Source organism: Pseudaeromonas pectinilytica (genome assembly GCF_054780855.1).
On record NZ_BAAGVN010000356.1, the window covers coordinates 1 to 19,143 of the forward strand.

Consider the following 19,143-nt stretch of genomic DNA (forward strand, 5'->3'; position numbering starts at 1 on the left):
GTGCCTCCTGCATGGAGACGCGATTAGATCACAGACGATCTGCCTGTTCAAATTTCATTAACAAAGTGCGATCCCGCCCTGCTCCCTGGACTGCTGCGCGTTTGTATCGGCCAATCATCATGGGCCTTGAGTGCTTAAAATAATATTTCCTGCTTGCTCATTAATTTTTTGCTGGGTCAAGTAATAGTCCTTGTTATGTCTCGTCTTTCTTGGCGTCTTAACTTTGTTATGGCGGCGAGGGGCTTGTTTTTTTCGATGGGAATAGACCATCTCATGGAGCAATGTGTTGGCGTAAATAGTGACCAATATTGAAGCCGATTGCGGCAATCCGCTTTCATGTCACGTTCGGCAGTGTGCTGTGGTTAATTCATCAGGGGATAGCGTAAGGTTCGGATGGCTCTTTAATATTATTTGCTGCATGATGATTCAGAAGATTTGGCAATTTGTGATGTAAAAATAGGTTAGATCATTAACTCATGACTAGAATAACTCGGCACTTGCAATTAGAATGAACTTTGAATGAGCATCTGTATGCTGTGGTATTCTTCTTTAGTCCGAAAGTTTAGTCCGAAAGTGACCATTTAATAATAAGGTTTTGTTATGTCTGAATTTATCAAAGTGTTGTTGAATATTCGCAGTTTGAAAGCGGCTGCTCGTGATTTGACTCTGGAACAACTGGAAGAAGGTTTATCCAAACTGACGACCGTGGTTGATGAATTGCGTGCGCAAAAAGAAGGCGAGCAGAAGCAACGTGAAGAGCGTGCTCGTAAAATCAGTGAATATATGGCGCTGATGCAAGCTGACGGCATCGACATCTCCGAACTGGTGTCTGGTCCTGTTGAAGCTCAAGCCACCAGCAAGCGTGCCCCACGTCCGGCAAAATACAGCTACCAGGATGACAACGGTGAACAACGCACTTGGACCGGCCAAGGCCGCCAGCCGGTTGTGATCCGCCGTGCAATCGAAGAACAAGGCAAAACTCTGGAAGACTTCCTGATCAAGTAATCGCGGATCGTCGAAAGAGAAAAGGCCCTGAACCTCTGGTTCAGGGCCTTTTTGTTGCAGTGCTCACCACGGCGAGCTCGTCCGTTTACCCGTCTTTATTTCAGCCATGAACCCCATGTCAGACGAGGATCTCCAGGCGGCCATTTAGCGTAGGCGGCGACGTTCTCCCAATAAGGCACTGCGTGTCGTCGCTGCTTGCAGTTGGGTCAGCCACCATTGCAGTGCCCGCCCTTGTCCGCTCTTGCTGCCTTTGCGCCAGGCATAGCTGGACAGGATCTGCTGTTCGGCTCGCTCGACGGTTTTAGTGACCAGCCGTCCGGTATCGATATAGGGTTGTGCCAGATGGCTGGGCAAAAAGCCGACCCCGAGTCCGCGGATCTGGGCGTCCAGTTTGCTGGACATGTCGGCCACGGTGAAAACATCCTGACCGGCCAGTAGGCCTATGCTCAGTGTCGTGCCTTGGCGCACCGAATCGGCAATGGCGACCGCACGATGCTGGCGGATCACCGGGTCGGTCAATGGCTCGGGCACCCGGGCCAGAGGATGGTGCGGGGCGACCGAAAACACAAAATTGATGGTACCCAAGGGTTCGCGCAGCAGCCCGGGTTTGGTGTTGTCATCCATCACGACGCCAAGGGCCAGATCCGCTTGTCCGGAGGTCAGGGCTTCCAAAGTTCCAGATAGCGTTTCTGCGCGCAGTTTCAGCCGGGTCGGTGGGTTCAGATGTAAAAAGGCATCACAGAGTTCCATCACCGCCGAGCGGTCAATAATACTGTCGACGGCGATGGTGAACTGGGATTCCCAGCCGGTTGCCACTCGTTTGACCCGGTTGGCAATGGCATCAATCTCGTTGAGCACCCGGGCGCCTTCGCGCAACAACTCAGCACCGGCGGCGGTGAGTTTGGCCTGTCGGCTGCTGCGGTCGAAGAGCAACACATCCAGGGCATCCTCCAGTTGTCGAACGCGATAGGTGAGGGCACTGGGTACCATGTGGCTGGCTCGTGCGGCGGCGGCAAAACTGCCACAGTCGGCGATCAGTTGCAGCATGGTGAGTGCGCCGGGGGTAAGAACATCACGAGGGGTTGGCATCAGGAGCATCCAGCATCTTGGGGGAATCCATCATGCACGCAAAGGTGGCAGCTCGACAAGCTGCCACCTCGCGAGCGGCTTACCCCTTGCGACGGGCATCCAGACTCCATGCTCCAGCACCCCAGGCAGTTAGTGTCAACAGGCCACCGACCACGGCAATGTTCTTGAAGAACAGCAGTTGGGTGATGAACTGTTGATCGGCAGGCACCGCCCAGTAGGGGTGAAAGAAGAACGACGCCACCAGGGTAAACAACGCCAGGATCAGGGCGGCAATCCGTGTCTGGAATCCGACGATTAACGCCAGGCCGGCGCCTATTTCCACTGCAATTGCGACTAGTGCGCCCAGGGTCGGGAATGGCAAACCTGCTGAGGCAATGTAACCGACGGTGCCAGCAAAGCCCGTCAATTTGCTGATGCCGGCCGGCAGGAACAACAGCGCCAGTAACCAGCGGCCGATCAGCGTCAAGGGATGTTGCAGAGCATTCAGTTGAGCATTGAACATGGGAATATCCTTAGTGGGTAAATTAAATAATCAGGCGGTCAAATCAAAGACCAGGACTTCGGCGTCAACGCCATGGGTTAAAACAATTTGGGTTTCAGCCTCGAGTTTGATGGCATCACCCGCGGTAATACGTACACCATTCACCTCCAGAGCTCCCCGGATCAGATGGACGTACGCCTTGCGCTGCGGGTTGAGAGTCAGCGTGGCTTGTTCATCGTCATCAAAGAGTCCGGCGTAGAGGGCCGCATCGGCATGGATCACGACCGAGTCGTGCGCACCGTCCGGTGAGGCAACCAGGCGCAATGCACCGCGCTTGTCCGCCGCCGGGATACTCTTTTGCGCATAGCTCGGAGGGATGCCTATCTGGTTCGGTTCAATCCAGATCTGCAGAAAATGCGTGGTCTGTCCGGCAGCATGGTTAAACTCGCTATGGGTGACACCACTGCCTGCGCTCATGCGTTGCACATCGCCCGGAGGGATCGCTTTGATATTGCCCATGCTGTCTTGATGGGCGAGCTCACCACTCAATACGTAGCTGATGATTTCCATGTTGCGATGGCCGTGCTGACCGAAGCCGGTGCCGGGTGCTATCTGATCTTCATTGATCACCAGCAGATTGCCCCAGCCGCTGTGTGCGGGATCGTAGTAGCCAGCAAAAGAGAAGGAGTGATAGCTCTTGAGCCAGCCATGATCGGCATATCCGCGCTCGCTAGATTTTCGAAGTTGCAGCATCTTGTGCCCCCCTGTAATGGATGAGCTCATCTTAGCCCTGAACCATAGGTTCGAGATCAATGAGGTTTGACGACGAAATTCAATTTTTTTGAATGATTGGAGGGTCTATTCATAAATTTTGGTCAATCAGAGTGGTGTACCTACGCTACGGCGGAGGCTGCCTGGGTCCTGAGCCATTGCCAAAAACTCAGCGAATGCCTGTATGCGCCGCTCTCCTTCTGCACCGAGGAGAGCGGCATTCACTCGGCTCTATGTTCAGCTGGCTGGAGCCTTGAAGATCCCGAGCACACAGCGGAAGCAGGGAGATTGCAGCCGTCATGATCCCTCGGCCATCAGCACAAGGCGATGCGTTGTTTGACCTGCAACAACTGGTTTGTCAGGCGGGAGCGACTGCGTGGACTGTAGATAATGGGTAAGCCTTGGGCATCGGCGATATGCCGCACTTTACCGGCGAAGGTATGGCCGACTTGATCGATCAGCATCACCACTAGCGTGGTATCGCGCGGCACCTCCTGGTGCTGTTCCCCCGACTTGCGGCCGCTCCAGTGATCGAAGCGCTCTATGCCTGCGGCATGGAGTGTTCGGACAATACTCTCGATGCGATCTCCCCCGACAATCAGTGCTTTCATGACGCTACTCCTTGTTTTGAACACCTCCCTTCACCTTACGTCGGCTTTTTATCTTGAGAACGAATTAATCCGGTAATGGTTATCTGAAATTCGACTATGGGATGTCTAGATGGCCAACCTAGTGGCTAGGCCCTCGGTCATCAACAAGGCACCGTGGTTGAATCGCAATGGCTGGCCGCCAAGGTGATATGAGAGGCTAGGATGCGACGAGACGTTGGGTGACAACCACGCCCAGGGGGCAACCGGCACGAGACTAGCTACCAGTGGATGTCAGCCACGGCTTTCCAGAAGGCAGAAAACAAAAATCCCGCTCGGAAGCGGGATTTTTGTGAATTTGGTGCGTCCTAGTGGACTCGAACCACCGACCCCCACCATGTCAAGGTGGTGCTCTAACCAGCTGAGCTAAGGACGCACACATTCAAGGGCAATGCCGCTTGAGTGGGCCGCATATTAACGGTGAACGAGGATGCTGGCAAGTACCGGAGCCAAGTTTTGCAAGTCTGTGAGTGCGTTTGCTTTTTTCCTAATCAATTGCTGCTGTTTTGCTGACACCTGGGTGAATATTTTGCCGCAAATCGGCAAGAAAAAGCCCCGAGACCGGGGCTTGGTGAGCATGGACAGAGCGAAGGCCCATCGTCAGCTGGTGACCTTTTCACCGACGTTGCTCGGGGCGGCCGCTTTTTTTTCGCGTAACTGGAGTAAAACCTGTTCGGCAATGATCAGGACTTTGTCGGCCAATGCCTCGGTAAAGGTTAACGGCGGCTCGATACGGACGGTCTTGGCATTGATCAGGGTTCCTGCCACCAGGACACCGGCATCAAACATCGCCTTGGCGAAGCTGTAGCCCAACTGATTGTGGGCAAACTCGATGGCTTGCAGCATACCTTGGCCACGCACTGTGACGATGAGATCGGTGAAATCTTCGGCCAACTCCTGCAAACCTTGTAACAGGTAGCTACCGACGCGCTCAGCTTGTTCCGGCAGGGCCTCTTCTAGCAGCACGTTAATGGTGGCAATCCCGGCCGCGCAGGCCATCGGATTACCGCCAAAGGTGGTGGTGTGTAAGAAGGGGTTATCAAACAGCACCGAGAAGACCTTTTCACTGGCCAGGGTTGCCGAAATCGGCATCACGCCGCCACCGAGGGCTTTGGCCAGACAGAGTATGTCCGGCACCACACCGCTGTGCTCGCAGGCGAACATCTTGCCGGTACGGCCCATGCCGGTTTGCACTTCATCAATAATCAGTAGGGCACCGACTTCATCACAGAGTTTGCGCAATCCAGGCAGATAATCAGCCGGTGGGATGATGACACCCCCTTCGCCTTGGATCGGTTCCACAATGACAGCGGCAACGCCATCCCCTGCATTCTGGCAGGCGTACAGGGTATCGCGCATGGCCTCCAGATCTCCGAAAGGGACATGCCGGAAGCCAGGTACCAAGGGGGCAAAAGGCTTGCGGAATACCGCTTTGGAAGTGGCAGACAAGGCACCCAGGCTCTTGCCATGGAATCCACCATTGGTGGCGACGAATGCGGTCTTGCCATGAGGTGATTGGTAGGCCTTGGCCAGTTTGATCGCCGCTTCGACCGATTCAGTACCACTGTTGCCGAAGAAACAATACTCCAGATCGCCTGGGGCAATACCGGCCAGCATCTTGGCTAGCAGGGCGCGTAGTGGATCGAGGAGTTCCTGACTGTGGAGAGGTTGTTTGGCCAGCTGCTGTTCGACGGCAGCCACAACTTTGGGATGACGGTGACCTACGTTGAAAATGCCGAAGCCGCCTAAGCAATCGATATATTCGCGACCTGCGGTGTCGACCAGGGTATTCGGACCCGAGGCGCGCCATTCGATGGCGGCAAACTGGCCACCAGCGGTAACGGACTTGCGGTATTCGAGAAATCCCGGGTTGATGTGGTTGCGGAAGCCCGAGATGGTTTGGTCGTTAAGCCAGCTGGCTTCTTCATGAGTGAGTTGTTTTTTGCTGATGATGTCCAGCGCCTGACGTGATAACGCCAAAGTTGATGCTGTTCCCTTATGCATACATGCCTTCCCGGGGCTTGGCCCGATTATTTGCCTATGTTTACTGTAGAACGTGGGCAAAAATGTTGCAAGTAGCTGATTTAAAAGAAAAATGCACCACAAGGGTGCTTTGACTGATTATGCAGAACCCAACTACCGATAGGCGATAATTTGACCAGGTTCACATTGTGGCTTGCACCTAGGGCATTTTGCGACTACCGATTCTTTCAATAGATAAATGACATCTTTCATATTATTTATTCTGTGAATTTGACACTTATCTGGCATTAAATATGGGATATGCATCATCTGACTGTGGTTGGATGAATATGCAAAGCAAAAAGGGAATAAAACCATTTATTCCCTTTTTTAAGATGTGGGTATGCAGTTTTAGATGGCAAAACGACGGAAAATAACCCTCAATCGAATCCCTAAAAGCAGGGCTGCACTAGTTAGGCCCACGATGAAGCCGATCCAGAACCCCATTGGCCCCATTTTGGGGCAAATCCAGTCGGTTAAGCCCAAAATCACCCCGGTGGGGAGGCCTAAACCCCAATAGGCCACCATAGTGATGAAGAAAATCACCTTGGTATCCTTATAACCACGCAGTGCGCCGGAGGAGACCACCTGGATGGTATCCGAGATTTGATAGATGGCGGCAAAGATCATGAGCTGTGAAGCCAAGGCAATCACCGCAAGATCCTGACTATATTGGCTGGCAATCCACTCCCGACCCAGGACGGTGAACAGGGCGGTAAATAAGGCCAGCATGAGGCCGACACCTAAACCGGTCAGGGTGGCAATGCGTGCCTGATTAGGATCTTTCTCGCCAATGGAGTGACCGACGCGGATGGTCACCGCAAAACCGAGGGAGAGCGGCAGCATGAAGATCAGGGAGGAGAAATTCAATGCTACCTGATGGCTGGCGACAATCTCTGAGCCCAGAGGTGACAATAGCAGTGCAACTATGGTGAACAGGGTCACTTCACAGAATAGGGCCAAAGCAATCGGGAAACCGAGTTTGACGATCCGATAGATTTGTTGCCAATCAGGCTGGACCCAGTGTGTAAACAACCGGCACTGACGGTAGATGTGGGCATAACGTACATAACAGAACATGGCGATCGCCATGGCCCAGAAGACGAGAGCGGATGCCACGCCGCAGCCTACACCGCCCAGAGCCGGCATCCCGAACTTGCCATGAATAAAGATGTAATTCGCCGGGATATTGATCATTAAACCGATGAAGCCGATAAACATGGTGGGCAGAGTATGGGATAAACCTTCTGTGTAATTACGCAGTAACTGATAGAACACGTAGGCGGGGATACCCCACAAGATGGCATGCAGGAAGCCGGTGGTTTTGGCGGCGAGTGCAGGCTCTACATCCATGAAATGCAATAGCAACGGACTGAAATAGAGCAGCAGCATGGTTGGAATAATGGCCAGAGCGCCAACCCAACAGCCCTGAAACACGGCGCCGGGAATATCCTTTTGCCGCTGCGCACCATTGAGCTGGGCCACGATCGGCGTCAGCGCCATGATGATGCCCTGCACAAACAGGATGATCGGCAGCCAGAAGCTACTGGCGACAGAAACGGCGGCCAAATCGGTTGCACTGACTTGACCGGCCATGATGGTATCCACCAGCGTCATGGCCGTTTGTGCGACTTGCGCGACCAGAATGGGAGAGGCGAGTCGCAGCAGGTGACGACTCTCACTGAAAAAACGTTGCACAAAAAACCTCTCGGAACACAAAAAAGCGTCATCTGGATAACCCTATGACGCGAACGAAGCTAAGAAACAGGAGCAAGAATACGGATTTGTAGCCTTTAATCGTCGTTATAGTCGCTCATCAATAAATTGGCAGCGGCATAAGCTGCCTTGTTACGAGTCTGCTCGGGCAATGAGTCATCCGCCGCAATCTCGTCTAGTGCGCGGATGGCTGCGGTGATCGCTTTATCAATATATCCGAGATCGCCACCCCCGATTTGGCTATAAGCTTCACGCACCTTGTCACAACAGGCCAAATATTTCATGGTACACCTCAACGAAAAATGGGGCGTCATCATACCCCATTTGCCTGCGGTGCAGCCACGTCATCGCTTGAGTCAGTCCGAATGCGATGGCGCGTTAGAATATCTGCTCGTCATCGGCATCCACATATAACTGCAACCGGTCGTGCTGTTCATCGCGGTGCAAGCGCAGATGGATGGGGTTACAGCAAGCCAGGCAATCCTCGTAGAATTCCTGATCGCCTTGACTGGCATCAAGTTCGACCGTGGTATGGTGTCCGCAATGGGGGCAGACGATAGTTTTAGTGGTGTAATCGCGCATATAACCTCCAGGCTCTTGGCCGGAACAACGAAACGCTCCTTGTCATCGTGATCGATTACCCGATGCCAAGATGAGATGCTGATTGCATTTCCATCTTGATCCTCCACATCAGGTTGCCAGCAACTGCATCAGTGCTGTTTCTGCGCTGCGTCGATAGCCTTCTCCTGAGACCAGAAACTGGTTTAACTGATGGTACAGATTGTAGAGTGGGCGGCGCTGCTCATAGCCCGGATCCAGTGGCCAGATACTCTGGTAACCGCCATAGAATCCGTCCGGGAATCGGGTAAACAGCTCCGTCAGAGCTATATCTGTTTCTCGATCGCCAAAATAGCAAGCGGGTGAAAACAGCACCCCGTGTTGTTGGGTAAAGCCACAGTTGCCACGCCATAAATCACCGTGTAGCGGACTGGGCTTCGGCGTGTGATGGATCAGCAGGCGGCGAACCGTGTCGATGACGCCTTCGATATCAATTTCCGGATCCAGCTTGTTCTGCTCTCGTAACAGTTGCAACTGCCAGCCAATCCGTTGTTCGGCGAAAAACGACGACCATTGTTTGTGCCAGCGATTGGGCTGCAGCGTGGTGCTCAAGTAGGTATCTTCCTCCCAGCCGTACATGGCCTGTTCGTCACTACGATGCAATCGCGCCAGGGCCGCCCCGAGAGAAAACCAATGCGGTGAGGCATCTGTTGCCTGCAAAACAAGATATTCCTGAGCCATAAAGCTCTGGTCGCCAGCGATACCGCAACAAACTGGCGAGGGGAAATAGACCTTGTCATACAACTTCAGGGCTGACAGATTGCGTAGCCCCACCGTCATCCGCTCTAGCTGGTTGCGAGGCGCCAGTTTAATGAATAGCGGTTGTTGGCCATCACTGATGCGGAAGTGGCGCTCCTCCGGAGTAATACTCAAGGCCTCGTGCTCGAGGATGTTGTAGCGATGTCCGAGTGCCGCAGAGAGTTGCGCTGCTATCCCATGCCACATAGTCATACCCCAGTATCCAACACGGATATCCCAAGTATAGATGGCAAGACTCTGAGTGCTGGATTTGGATGGTAATTGATCGCGCTATTCTGGTGCTGAACTGATTGCCTGAGATTCAGGTTTTCATTAGACTCGCGCTTCATATGTCCGAAAGTAGCGGACATTGTCGGTAAATTCTCTTGATAAAGAATTCAATGCACTAACAAGTGGCACTTGGTAGGTGTCACCACTGTACAAGGAATGAATCATGCCTGTTATTACTCTCCCTGATGGTAGCCAACGTCACTTTGATCAAGCGGTCACCGTCATGGATGTCGCGGCCTCTATCGGTCCTGGTCTGGCCAAAGCCTGTATTGCCGGTCGTATCAACGGTGAACTGGTCGATGCCTGTGAATTGATTGAACAAGACGCCGCGCTGTCAATCATCACCACCAAGGACGAAGAGGGTCTCGAGATTCTTCGTCACTCCTGCGCGCATCTCTTAGGTCATGCCATCAAACAGCTGTGGCCGGAAACGCGGATGGCGATCGGTCCGGTGATCGACAACGGCTTCTATTACGATGTGGACTTGGATCGGGCATTGACCGAAGAAGATCTGCAGGTGCTGGAAGCTCGTATGCTGGAGCTGGCACAAAAAGATTACGCCGTGATCAAGAAAACGGTGAGTTGGCAGGAAGCTCGTGACGTTTTCGCAAGCCGTGGGGAGAGTTACAAGGTTGCCATTCTGGATGAGAATATTGCCAAGGATGACAAGCCAGGCCTCTATCATCACGAAGAATATATCGATATGTGCCGTGGTCCGCATGTTCCCAATATGCGCTTTTGCCACCACTTCAAATTGCAAAAAATCTCCGGTGCTTATTGGCGCGGGGATTCGAAGAACAAGATGTTGCAGCGTATTTACGGCACTGCTTGGGCGGATAAAAAGCAACTGGGTGCCTATCTGCAACGTCTGGAAGAAGCAGCCAAACGTGATCACCGCAAAATTGGCAAGCAACTGGACCTCTATCATATGCAGGAGGAGGCTCCTGGCATGGTGTTCTGGCACCATGATGGCTGGACCATCTTCCGCGAATTAGAAACCTTCATTCGTGAAAAGCTGACTGAATACGACTATCAGGAAGTGAAAGGTCCGTTCATGATGGATCGGGTACTGTGGGAGCGTTCCGGACACTGGGATAAATACGCGGATGCGATGTTTACCACCAGCTCGGAAAATCGCGAGTACGCCATCAAGCCGATGAACTGTCCAGGGCATGTCCAGATCTTCAATCAAGGACTCAAGTCCTACCGTGATCTGCCCCTGCGGATGGCCGAATTTGGTAGCTGCCACCGCAATGAGCCTTCCGGCTCGCTACATGGCTTGATGCGGGTTCGCGGCTTTACCCAGGATGATGCCCATATTTTCTGTGCCGAGGACCAAATCCAGTCGGAAGTGAGTGGCTGTATCAAGATGGTCTATGACACTTACAGCACCTTCGGCTTCCAGAATATCGCCGTCAAGCTCTCGACTCGTCCTGAAAAACGGATTGGTAGTGATGAGATGTGGGATAAAGCGGAGCATGGTTTGGAAGCTGCATTGCAGGCCAATGGCCTGGAATATCAGTTACAACCGGGTGAAGGCGCCTTCTACGGTCCGAAAATTGAATTTACCTTGCATGATTGTCTCGACCGCGCATGGCAATGTGGTACCATCCAGCTCGACTTTGCCTTACCGGGCCGTCTGGGCGCCACTTATGTGGGCGAAGACAATGACCGCCATGTTCCTGTTATGATCCACCGCGCCATTCTGGGCTCGCTGGAACGCTTCATCGGTATTTTGACCGAGGAGTTTGCAGGTTTCTTCCCGACATGGCTTTCTCCAGTACAGGCTGTGGTGATGAATATCACCGATAATCAGGCTGATTATGCCAAACAGGTGGTCAAACTTCTCTCTCAAGCCGGTATCCGAGCGAAAGCGGACTTGAGAAATGAGAAGATTGGCTTTAAAATCCGCGAGCACACCTTGAAGCGGGTACCATTTATGCTTGTCTGTGGCGACAAAGAAGTCGAAGCAGGCGAAATAGCAGTGCGTACTCGTAAAGGGACCGATCTAGGAAAGTTCAAGGTAGATGCGTTGATCGCCGCCTTGCAACAAGAGATTGCGTCTCGCGGTCAAAAGACAGTGGAGGAATAAGCTATAAACGGCGCTAAAAAAACGGGCAAGCAACCGCCCCGCACCCGCATGAATGGTGAGATCCGTTGCAAAGAAGTACGTCTCGTTGACCTAGATGGTGAACCCATCGGTGTTGTGCCAATCGAAGAGGCTTTGGATCGTGCCATAAAAGCGGGCGTGGATCTGGTAGAGATCAGTCCAAATGCTGAGCCACCAGTGTGCCGGATTATGGACTTCGGTAAGTTCCTGTATGAGAAGAGTAAGTCTCAGAAAGAACAGAAGAAGAAGCAAAAACAGGTCCAGATTAAGGAAATTAAATTCCGTCCTGGAACTGATGAAGGCGACTATCAGGTAAAACTGCGCAACCTGATTCGTTTTCTGGAAGATGGCGACAAGGCCAAAGTCACGCTCCGCTTCCGCGGTCGTGAAATGGCGCATCAAGACCTCGGTATGAACGTTTTGGAACGTGTAAAAAGCGATCTGGAAGAGTTGGCCGTTGTGGAGTCCTTCCCTCGCGTGGAAGGTCGCCAAGCCGTCATGATGCTGGCGCCGAAAAAGAAGTAATTAGGCTCATCAAGTAATAGAACCCAGCGGGCTTTATGTCCGCGGGTTTTTATTCGCCTGATTATACAATTGGCAAACACAATGCGGAGTTTTTATGCCAAAGTTGAAAAACAATAAGGGAGCTTGGAAGCGCTTTAAGAAAACCGCCAACGGTTTTAAGCGTAAGCAAGCCAACAAGCGTCACATCCTGACCAAAAAGAGCACCAAGCGTAAGCGTCACTTGCGTGCAATGAGCATGGTTCACAAGAGTGATACCTTGCGTGTTGTTAACATGCTGCCATACGCGTAAGGAAGGATTGACAAATGCCAAGAGTTAAACGTGGTGTGACTGCTCGTGCTCGTCACAAGAAAGTAATGAAAGCAGCCAAGGGCTACTACGGTGCCCGTTCCCGTGTCTACCGCGTAGCGGTACAAGCGGTAACCAAGGCTGGCCAATATGCTTATCGTGACCGTCGTCAGAAGAAGCGTCAGTTCCGTCAGCTGTGGATCGCGCGTATTAACGCCGCTTCACGTCAGAACGGTCTGTCTTATAGCCGCTTCATCAACGGTCTGAAGAAGGCCTCTATCGAGATCGATCGCAAGATCCTGGCGGATATCGCTGTTCACGATAAGGGTACTTTCACTGCACTGGTTGAAAAAGCCAAGGCAGCGCTGGCCTAAGCGGAAACGCTAAAACGGGGAGGCATTAGCCTCCCTTTTTTATTGTGTATCGCGCTGAGCTCTGATATTTAACAACATCCGTTATTCATCAACGCATTCTGGTTACCGTGAGAGTCATTACCGCATTCGTTTTTTTCCTGCTTTCGATAGGTCAGGCCTGGGCTATCCATGTCATCGAGATCAAGGATCGCCATACCAACAGTGATATCAGTCAGCAGTTGGAATATCTGCAGGCGGCTCCTCAACTGCGCTGGCCCTGGGAAGTTGCACAACTGCAAGGTTGGCAAGTGACGGCGGCAGATTATCCGGCATTTGGTCTGGATAACCGCTCCTATTGGTTCCGAGTCGCGGTCCATAACCGCTCCGGCGAGTTGCAATATTTGATGATGGATATTCAGCATTCCATGCTGGATATCCTCGATATCTATTTAGTAAAGAATGGACGGCTGCAGCGGGTTTGGAATACCGGCGTTGATCGCGGTGTCACCGCAAAACCCTATCCTTCCAAAGCCTTCACGCTGCCCCTGACACTGGATGTGGGTGAAGGGTATGCCATTTATATGCATGCCCAATCCGATTCCTTCATGCAGTTTCCGGTGACTCTGCAAGACATTCGCTTTTATGCCAACCAGCAAGCGGTAGGCAAGTTACAGATGGGATTGGTGAGTGGCGCCTTCATTCTCGTGGGGCTGTATGCCCTGCTGATGTACGCCTTTATTCGCGAACGTCGCTTTATTTATTACGCACTCTTTGCTTTGAGTCTGGTGGCGACCACCTGGATCGTCAAAGGCTACGCCACCCTCTATGAAGTGATCCCTGATTGGTTGGATGAGCTGCGCTTATTGTTGACCACCGGTAACATGTTGCTGATGGGGCTTATCCTCTCGTCGCTGGATATGTTCCGGATCTGGTTGCCACCTCGCCTGCGCCGTACCTGTCGTTTGATCCTGATGGTGGTAGCGGCCGTGATACTGGCGGTCTGGTTGTTGCCGCTCGTCTGGAGCGTGTATATCACGTTCGGCAGTTATCTGCTGGTGACCCTGTTGGCGGCTAGTTTCTGTATTTATTTCCTCAGGCGAGGTACCTGGCTGCAGCGCCTGTATTGCTACTCCTGGTTTGGTTTCATGCTCGGTTGCCTGAGCCTGTTTGCCACCCGGTACACCTGGCTCCGCGATGAATGGATCAGTGAATATCTGCTGTCGTTATTTTCAGCCATGGCCGCATTTCTACTCTGCTTCTCGCTGGCCTATCGGACCTATCTGGAAAAGAAAGGGCGGATGCGGGCTAAACGCCAAGCTTCGGAAGGGTTGAAGCGTTATTTCGAGCTGTACCACAGTGCCAATGAGGGGCTCTTTACCTCGACGTTGGAAGGACAGTTGTTGGCGGCAAATCCTGCTTTTTGTCGCATGTTTGGTTATGACGATATCCAGACCATGGCCACTACGGTCGGCCGTACCACCCATGCGTTGTATGTCAATGGCAAGGATCGGGATGATCTGTTGGCCAAGCTGTTCAGCTCGGCCAAGGAAGGGGTGCGCAGTGATGTCGAGATGCGACACAAGGACGGAACAACCTTCTGGGCCCGTCTCTCGCTGCGCATCTCCCGCCGCAATGGCAAGAATCGGGCCATGCTATTGGAAGGTATCCTGGTCGACATTACAGAAAGCAAACAATACCAGGCCCGTCTGGAATATCTGGCTAACCATGATGAAGCCACCGGGCTGCATAATCGCCGTTACCTCATTCAGGCGCTGGAGTCCTTATTCAAACGGCGGCACATTACGCCGGGTACCGATTACCTCTGCTTTATCGACATCGATCACTTCAAGGTGATCAATGAAGGGGGCGGGCACTTGGCTGGCGATGAATTTTTACGCCAGATTGCCAATCATATTTCCAACCTGAAAAAGGATAATTTTCTGCTCACGCGACTGAGTGGGGATGAATTCGCCGTGGTGATGGAAAACAGCTATATCGATGAGGTCATTCAGTACGTCGAGCGTTGGCGCAAGGCGATCCAGGAGCTGAAGTTTGTCTGGAATGGCAAGATCTATTCGGTTACCGCCAGTCTCGGCGTGGTGCCCATCCAATCGGGTTGTAATGACGCTTCCGCCCTGATGGCACTGGCCGATGCGGCTTGTTCCACCGCCAAACGGCAAGGACGAAACCGGATCCATGTTTATTCAGATCTCAGTCCGGAAATGCGTTTGTATCAGGAAGAGGTCGCCTGGGTGGCGCGCATTCATCAGGCTCTGGAAGAGCGCCGTTTCGAGCTGGCTCGCCAGCTGATAGTCCCGAGTCAGGGCTCGGCACCGGGTTTGAAGTATGAAATTCTGCTGCGCTTGCGCGCGGAAAACGGCGAGCTGATCCGGCCGGCTCAATTTATCGGTGCCGCAGAGCGATTTGGACTGATGCCGCAGATTGATCTCTGGGTGCTGGACAACCTGCTGAAATGGTATGCCGCCAATCCTGATGAGCTAGCCCGCTTGTCGATGGTCTCGGTGAATCTGTCCGGGGAATCGGTAGGTACGCCCAAGATGCATCGCAAGATACGGCGTTTGCTCGAGGCCGCTGATTTCCCCTATGAACGTTTGTGTTTCGAAATCACTGAATCTCAGGCGATCGCCAATATCGATGCGACCAAGGCGTTTATCGAAACCTTCAAGAGCCTAGGGTGTGCATTTGCGCTGGATGACTTCGGCAGCGGCTTCTCCTCCTATGGCCATCTCAAAGAGCTGCCGATTGACCTGCTGAAGATCGATGGCCAGTTTGTGCGCCATCTGGACACCAGTGAAACCGACAGAGCCATTGTGAATTCGATGGCCGAGCTGGCCCGCGCCGTAGGCGTCAAGACGGTTGCCGAGTTTGTCGAAAATGCCGCCATCCGTGAAAAACTGGTGGCCATGGGGGTCGATTATCTGCAGGGATACGCGATCCACGAACCGAGCCTGCTCTCGGAACCTATTGAAGAATAAACCGTAAAGGGAGAATGCTGGTCAGTGACGGTCGTTTTGACTACCATGCGTTTTTCTCCCTATTCTATTTGCCGCCCCACCTCGGGGTGTGGGAAACGAGGAAGACATGCAACAGCTAGATGAAGTGATTGCCAAGGCACAGGCAGAGATAGAGAGTGTCAAGGATGCAGCCGCTCTGGATGAGCTGCGCGTGCAGTATCTGGGTAAAAAAGGTTTTTTCACCGAACAGATGAAGACCCTGGGCGGCCTATCGGCGGCCGAGCGTCCGGCAGCCGGTGCACTGATCAACCAAGCTAAAGAACAGGTACAAAGTGCACTGAATGCCAAGCGCGAAGCGTTCCAGAGCGCCGAATTGAACCAGAAGCTGGCGGCTGAGACTATTGATGTGACTCTGCCGGGGCGTCGTCTGGAAAATGGTGGCCTGCATCCGGTGACTCGGACCATAGAGCGCATCGAACGTCTATTCGGCGAGCTGGGGTTTGCCGTGGCGACCGGGCCGGAAATTGAAGATGACTTCCATAACTTCGATGCCCTGAATATTCCGGCGCATCACCCAGCGCGTACCGATCACGACACTTTCTTCTTCAACCCTAGCCTGATGCTGCGAACCCACACCTCCGGGGTGCAGATCCGCACCATGGAGCAGCAACAGCCGCCCATTCGCATCATAGCGCCGGGTCGGGTGTATCGTAATGACTACGACATGACCCACACCCCCATGTTCCACCAAGTCGAAGGTTTGTTGGTGGATGAAAAGGCCAGTTTTACCGAACTCAAAGGTATCCTGCATGACTTCCTGCAGAACTTCTTTGAAGAAGATTTGACGATCCGCTTCCGTCCTTCTTACTTCCCGTTCACCGAACCTAGCGCCGAAGTCGATGTGATGGGCAAGAACGGCCGTTGGTTGGAAGTTCTGGGTTGCGGCATGGTGCACCCAAGCGTATTGCGCGCCGTCGGTATCGATCCGGAAAAATACTCCGGCTTTGCCTTCGGTATGGGGGTCGAGCGACTGACCATGCTGCGCTACGGTGTCAACGATCTGCGTTCATTCTTCGAGAATGACCTGCGCTTCCTCAAGCAGTTCAAGTAAGAACAGGGGCTAATAGATGAAATTCAGTAAATCCTGGGTAGATGAGTGGATCCAGGCCTCTCTCGGCACCAATGAGCTGGCCGATCAGATCACCATGGCCGGTCTGGAAGTGGACAGCGTCGATGCCGTTGCCGGTGAATTCAGCAATGTGGTGGTGGGTGAAGTTGTTGCCTGTGAGCAACATCCAGATGCCGATAAACTGCGTGTCACCAAGGTCAACGTCGGCGAAGCCGAATTGCTTGATATCGTCTGCGGCGCGCCAAACTGCCGTCAAGGTCTGCGCGTAGCCGTGGCCAAGGTCGGCGCTGTGTTGCCGGGCAATTTCGAGATCAAAAAGGCAAAACTGCGCGGTCAACCATCCCACGGCATGCTGTGCTCCTACAGCGAGCTAGGGATCCCGGTCGAAGCCGATGGCATCATCGAATTGCCGCTGGACGCTCCAGTAGGTACCGATCTGCGTAGCTATCTGCAGTTGGATGACGCCATGATCGAAGTCGATCTGACCCCCAATCGTGCCGATTGTCTGAGCATTGCCGGTTTGGCCCGTGAGATCGGTGTGCTGAATCGTTGTGATGTCCGGTCTCCCGAATGGGCACCAGCATCGGCAACAATCGATGCCAGTTTCCCGATCACTGTCACGGCGGCAGAGGCTTGCCCCCGCTATCTGGGGCGGGTGATCAAGGGCTTGAACGTCAAGGCCGAGACCCCGTTGTTGATGCAGGAAAAACTGCGTCGCTGTGGCATGCGCTCCATCGACCCGATTGTCGATGTCACCAACTATGTGTTGCTGGAGCTGGGGCAACCCATGCACGCCTTCGATCTGGCCAAGCTGGAGAGCGGCTTGCAGGTACGGATGGCGGTTGCCGGCGAGACGCTGACCCTGTTGGATGAGAATGAAGTCTCCCTCAATGCTGATACCTTGGTGATTGCGGATGGCACCGGGCCGTTGGCGATTGCCGGTATCTTTGGTGGCCTGCATTCCGGTGTCTCTGCCGAGACTCAGGACATTTTGTTGGAATGTGCCTTCTTCAGTCCATTGTCGATCAAGGGGCGGGCGCGTAGCTATGGTCTGTCGACTGATTCATCCCATCGCTTTGAACGTGGCGTCGATAGCCAGTTGCAACAACAAGCCATGGACCGCGCCTGTCGTCTGCTGCTGGATATCTGCGGTGGCGAAGCGGGCCCTGTGATTGAAGTAGTCTCTGATGCGCACCTGCCGAAGCCTGAGCTTATTACCTTGCGTCGCGAGAAGCTGAACCGGGTTGTCGGTATCGCATTTGATGACGCCGTGGTAACTGACATCCTGAATCGTCTGGGCTTGCAAGTGACCCTGACGGCAGAAGGTTGGCAGGCGACATCACCGAGTTGGCGTTTCGATCTGGCGATCGAAGAGGATTTGATTGAGGAAGTGGCTCGCATCTACGGCTACAACAACATTCCCAATTTGCCACCGATGGCCCATCTGGTGATGAATGAGCAATTGGAAGCCGATTTGCCGCTCAAGCGGGCACGTCACCTGCTGGTCGATCGTGGCTTCCAGGAAGCCATCACCTATAGCTTTGTCGAGCCGAAGGCGATGAGTTTACTGTTCCCCCATCAGGAGCCGATCATCCTGCCATTCCCGATTTCAGCGGATATGTCGGCGATGCGGGTTTCCCTATGGCCCGGTCTCATCAATGCCGTGGTTTACAACCAGAACCGTCAGCAGGGTCGGGTACGCCTGTTTGAAAGTGGCCTGCGCTTCCTCAAAGATGAACAAGCCGAAAACGGAATTCGCCAAGAGCCTCTGCTGGCCGGTATCATCAGCGGTAATTTGGCGGATGAGCACTGGAGTATCCCATCCCGGGCCACCGATTTCTTCGATCTGAAGGGCGATGTGGAGGCGTTACTGGAGTTGACCGGTGAAGCGCACCGTTTCAGCTTTGTGCGGGCCGAACATACGGCGTTGCACCCGGGACAGTCAGCTCAGGTTTTGCGCGATGGTCATCCTATCGGCTGGATTGGTGTCATTCATCCGAGTCTGGAAAAGAAGTTGGGTCTCAAAAGCAAGGTGGTGTTGTTCGAACTGGAGCTGAATGCCTTACTCAAAGTTCGCATTCCGGTGGCCGGCGAGATCTCCCGTTTCCCGGCAAATCGCCGAGATTTGGCCTTAGTGGTTGACAGCGCCGTCACAGCAGCCGATATTCTGCATACCGCGAAAAAAATTGGCGGAAATCAGATAGTTGGAATAAACTTGTTTGACATATACCAAGGGCCGGGTGTCCCTGAGGGCAAGAAGAGTCTGGCGATCAGCCTCGTGTTGCAGGATACCCAGCGAACCTTGGAGGACAAGGAGATCGCCGACACCATAGCCAATGTGGTCGAAGGTCTCCGCACTGAGTTCAATGCATCCTTGAGGGATTGAT

17 protein-coding genes and 1 tRNA gene are annotated in these 19,143 nt (G+C 53.3%); 8 read left to right on the top strand and 10 right to left on the bottom strand.

The annotated features are described in order from the left end of the window. Nucleotides 1-600: 600 nt before the first annotated feature. Nucleotides 601-1,005, top strand: coding sequence for an H-NS family histone-like protein (locus ACYVG7_RS18800; protein WP_460884631.1), 405 nt, complete (start codon nucleotides 601-603; stop codon nucleotides 1,003-1,005). 144 nt (nucleotides 1,006-1,149) lie between these two features. On the opposite strand, the gene ACYVG7_RS18805 is transcribed toward ACYVG7_RS18800, so the two are convergent. The 10 genes from ACYVG7_RS18805 to ACYVG7_RS18850 form a co-directional block, all read right to left on the bottom strand. After that, nucleotides 1,150-2,094, bottom strand: coding sequence for a LysR family transcriptional regulator (locus ACYVG7_RS18805; protein ID WP_460884632.1), 945 nt, complete (start codon nucleotides 2,092-2,094; stop codon nucleotides 1,150-1,152). 79 nt (nucleotides 2,095-2,173) lie between these two features. Further along, on the bottom strand, nucleotides 2,174-2,596 hold the full coding sequence (locus tag ACYVG7_RS18810) for a DoxX family protein (protein WP_460884633.1): 423 nt from the start codon (nucleotides 2,594-2,596) through the stop codon (nucleotides 2,174-2,176). 30 nt (nucleotides 2,597-2,626) lie between these two features. Then, nucleotides 2,627-3,328: a pirin family protein gene (locus ACYVG7_RS18815; protein ID WP_460884634.1), complete on the bottom strand. Its 702-nt coding sequence runs from the start codon at nucleotides 3,326-3,328 to the stop codon at nucleotides 2,627-2,629. 332 nt (nucleotides 3,329-3,660) lie between these two features. Beyond that, nucleotides 3,661-3,957, bottom strand: a complete 297-nt coding sequence (locus ACYVG7_RS18820; RefSeq protein ID WP_460884635.1) for a DUF2325 domain-containing protein — start codon at nucleotides 3,955-3,957, stop codon at nucleotides 3,661-3,663. Nucleotides 3,958-4,292: 335 nt separating this feature from the next. Next, nucleotides 4,293-4,369, bottom strand: a tRNA-Val gene (locus ACYVG7_RS18825). Between the two features lie 224 nt (nucleotides 4,370-4,593). Continuing rightward, a complete protein-coding gene (locus tag ACYVG7_RS18830; RefSeq protein WP_460884636.1) occupies nucleotides 4,594-5,997 on the bottom strand; it encodes a putrescine aminotransferase in 1,404 nt (467 codons plus the stop codon). A gap of 369 nt (nucleotides 5,998-6,366) precedes the next feature. After that, nucleotides 6,367-7,713, bottom strand: coding sequence for an MATE family efflux transporter (locus ACYVG7_RS18835; protein WP_460884637.1), 1,347 nt, complete (start codon nucleotides 7,711-7,713; stop codon nucleotides 6,367-6,369). A 95-nt stretch (nucleotides 7,714-7,808) separates the two neighbouring features. After that, nucleotides 7,809-8,015, bottom strand: a complete 207-nt coding sequence (locus tag ACYVG7_RS18840; protein ID WP_460884638.1) for a YaeP family protein — start codon at nucleotides 8,013-8,015, stop codon at nucleotides 7,809-7,811. Between the two features lie 94 nt (nucleotides 8,016-8,109). Continuing rightward, nucleotides 8,110-8,313, bottom strand: a complete 204-nt coding sequence (locus ACYVG7_RS18845; RefSeq protein WP_460884639.1) for a CPXCG motif-containing cysteine-rich protein — start codon at nucleotides 8,311-8,313, stop codon at nucleotides 8,110-8,112. Between the two features lie 108 nt (nucleotides 8,314-8,421). Continuing rightward, a complete protein-coding gene (locus tag ACYVG7_RS18850; protein WP_460884640.1) occupies nucleotides 8,422-9,300 on the bottom strand; it encodes a fructosamine kinase family protein in 879 nt (292 codons plus the stop codon). A gap of 241 nt (nucleotides 9,301-9,541) precedes the next feature. Between ACYVG7_RS18850 and thrS the strand changes: the two genes are divergently transcribed. The 7 genes from thrS to pheT all read left to right on the top strand — a co-directional run bounded on the left by thrS (nucleotide 9,542) and on the right by pheT (nucleotide 19,142). After that, nucleotides 9,542-11,470: a threonine--tRNA ligase gene (gene thrS, locus ACYVG7_RS18855; protein WP_460884641.1), complete on the top strand. Its 1,929-nt coding sequence runs from the start codon at nucleotides 9,542-9,544 to the stop codon at nucleotides 11,468-11,470. A 48-nt stretch (nucleotides 11,471-11,518) separates the two neighbouring features. Then, complete coding sequence (gene infC / locus ACYVG7_RS18860; RefSeq protein WP_460884642.1) at nucleotides 11,519-12,013, top strand: translation initiation factor IF-3; 495 nt, start codon at nucleotides 11,519-11,521, stop codon at nucleotides 12,011-12,013. A gap of 94 nt (nucleotides 12,014-12,107) precedes the next feature. Beyond that, nucleotides 12,108-12,302 (top strand): 50S ribosomal protein L35, encoded by a 195-nt coding sequence (rpmI, locus tag ACYVG7_RS18865; RefSeq protein WP_460884643.1) that lies wholly within the window; start codon nucleotides 12,108-12,110, stop codon nucleotides 12,300-12,302. Between the two features lie 14 nt (nucleotides 12,303-12,316). Beyond that, nucleotides 12,317-12,673, top strand: a complete 357-nt coding sequence (gene rplT, locus ACYVG7_RS18870) for a 50S ribosomal protein L20 (protein WP_460884644.1) — start codon at nucleotides 12,317-12,319, stop codon at nucleotides 12,671-12,673. A gap of 107 nt (nucleotides 12,674-12,780) precedes the next feature. Continuing rightward, nucleotides 12,781-15,648 carry an EAL domain-containing protein gene (locus ACYVG7_RS18875; protein ID WP_460884645.1) on the top strand — a complete coding sequence of 956 codons (2,868 nt, stop codon included), beginning with the start codon at nucleotides 12,781-12,783 and terminating at the stop codon, nucleotides 15,646-15,648. A gap of 106 nt (nucleotides 15,649-15,754) precedes the next feature. Then, nucleotides 15,755-16,738, top strand: a complete 984-nt coding sequence (gene pheS, locus ACYVG7_RS18880; RefSeq protein WP_460884646.1) for a phenylalanine--tRNA ligase subunit alpha — start codon at nucleotides 15,755-15,757, stop codon at nucleotides 16,736-16,738. Nucleotides 16,739-16,754: 16 nt separating this feature from the next. Continuing rightward, nucleotides 16,755-19,142 carry a phenylalanine--tRNA ligase subunit beta gene (gene pheT / locus ACYVG7_RS18885; RefSeq protein WP_460884647.1) on the top strand — a complete coding sequence of 796 codons (2,388 nt, stop codon included), beginning with the start codon at nucleotides 16,755-16,757 and terminating at the stop codon, nucleotides 19,140-19,142. The last annotated feature ends 1 nt before the right edge of the window (nucleotide 19,143 follow it).

What these genes read in the sequence shown, in the direction of transcription:
- pheS (WP_460884646.1), top strand. Translation starts at nt 15,755, where the DNA reads ATGCAACAGCTAGATGAAGTGATTGCCAAGGCACAGGCAGAGATAGAG.
- ACYVG7_RS18845 (WP_460884639.1), bottom strand. Translation starts at nt 8,313, where the DNA reads ATGCGCGATTACACCACTAAAACTATCGTCTGCCCCCATTGCGGACAC.
- thrS (WP_460884641.1), top strand. Translation starts at nt 9,542, where the DNA reads ATGCCTGTTATTACTCTCCCTGATGGTAGCCAACGTCACTTTGATCAA.
- ACYVG7_RS18800 (WP_460884631.1), top strand. Translation starts at nt 601, where the DNA reads ATGTCTGAATTTATCAAAGTGTTGTTGAATATTCGCAGTTTGAAAGCG.
- ACYVG7_RS18805 (WP_460884632.1), bottom strand. Translation starts at nt 2,094, where the DNA reads ATGCCAACCCCTCGTGATGTTCTTACCCCCGGCGCACTCACCATGCTG.
- rplT (WP_460884644.1), top strand. Translation starts at nt 12,317, where the DNA reads ATGCCAAGAGTTAAACGTGGTGTGACTGCTCGTGCTCGTCACAAGAAA.
- ACYVG7_RS18830 (WP_460884636.1), bottom strand. Translation starts at nt 5,997, where the DNA reads ATGCATAAGGGAACAGCATCAACTTTGGCGTTATCACGTCAGGCGCTG.
- rpmI (WP_460884643.1), top strand. Translation starts at nt 12,108, where the DNA reads ATGCCAAAGTTGAAAAACAATAAGGGAGCTTGGAAGCGCTTTAAGAAA.
- pheT (WP_460884647.1), top strand. Translation starts at nt 16,755, where the DNA reads ATGAAATTCAGTAAATCCTGGGTAGATGAGTGGATCCAGGCCTCTCTC.
- ACYVG7_RS18820 (WP_460884635.1), bottom strand. Translation starts at nt 3,957, where the DNA reads ATGAAAGCACTGATTGTCGGGGGAGATCGCATCGAGAGTATTGTCCGA.
- ACYVG7_RS18815 (WP_460884634.1), bottom strand. Translation starts at nt 3,328, where the DNA reads ATGCTGCAACTTCGAAAATCTAGCGAGCGCGGATATGCCGATCATGGC.
- infC (WP_460884642.1), top strand. Translation starts at nt 11,519, where the DNA reads ATGAATGGTGAGATCCGTTGCAAAGAAGTACGTCTCGTTGACCTAGAT.
- ACYVG7_RS18850 (WP_460884640.1), bottom strand. Translation starts at nt 9,300, where the DNA reads ATGACTATGTGGCATGGGATAGCAGCGCAACTCTCTGCGGCACTCGGA.
- ACYVG7_RS18810 (WP_460884633.1), bottom strand. Translation starts at nt 2,596, where the DNA reads ATGTTCAATGCTCAACTGAATGCTCTGCAACATCCCTTGACGCTGATC.
- ACYVG7_RS18840 (WP_460884638.1), bottom strand. Translation starts at nt 8,015, where the DNA reads ATGAAATATTTGGCCTGTTGTGACAAGGTGCGTGAAGCTTATAGCCAA.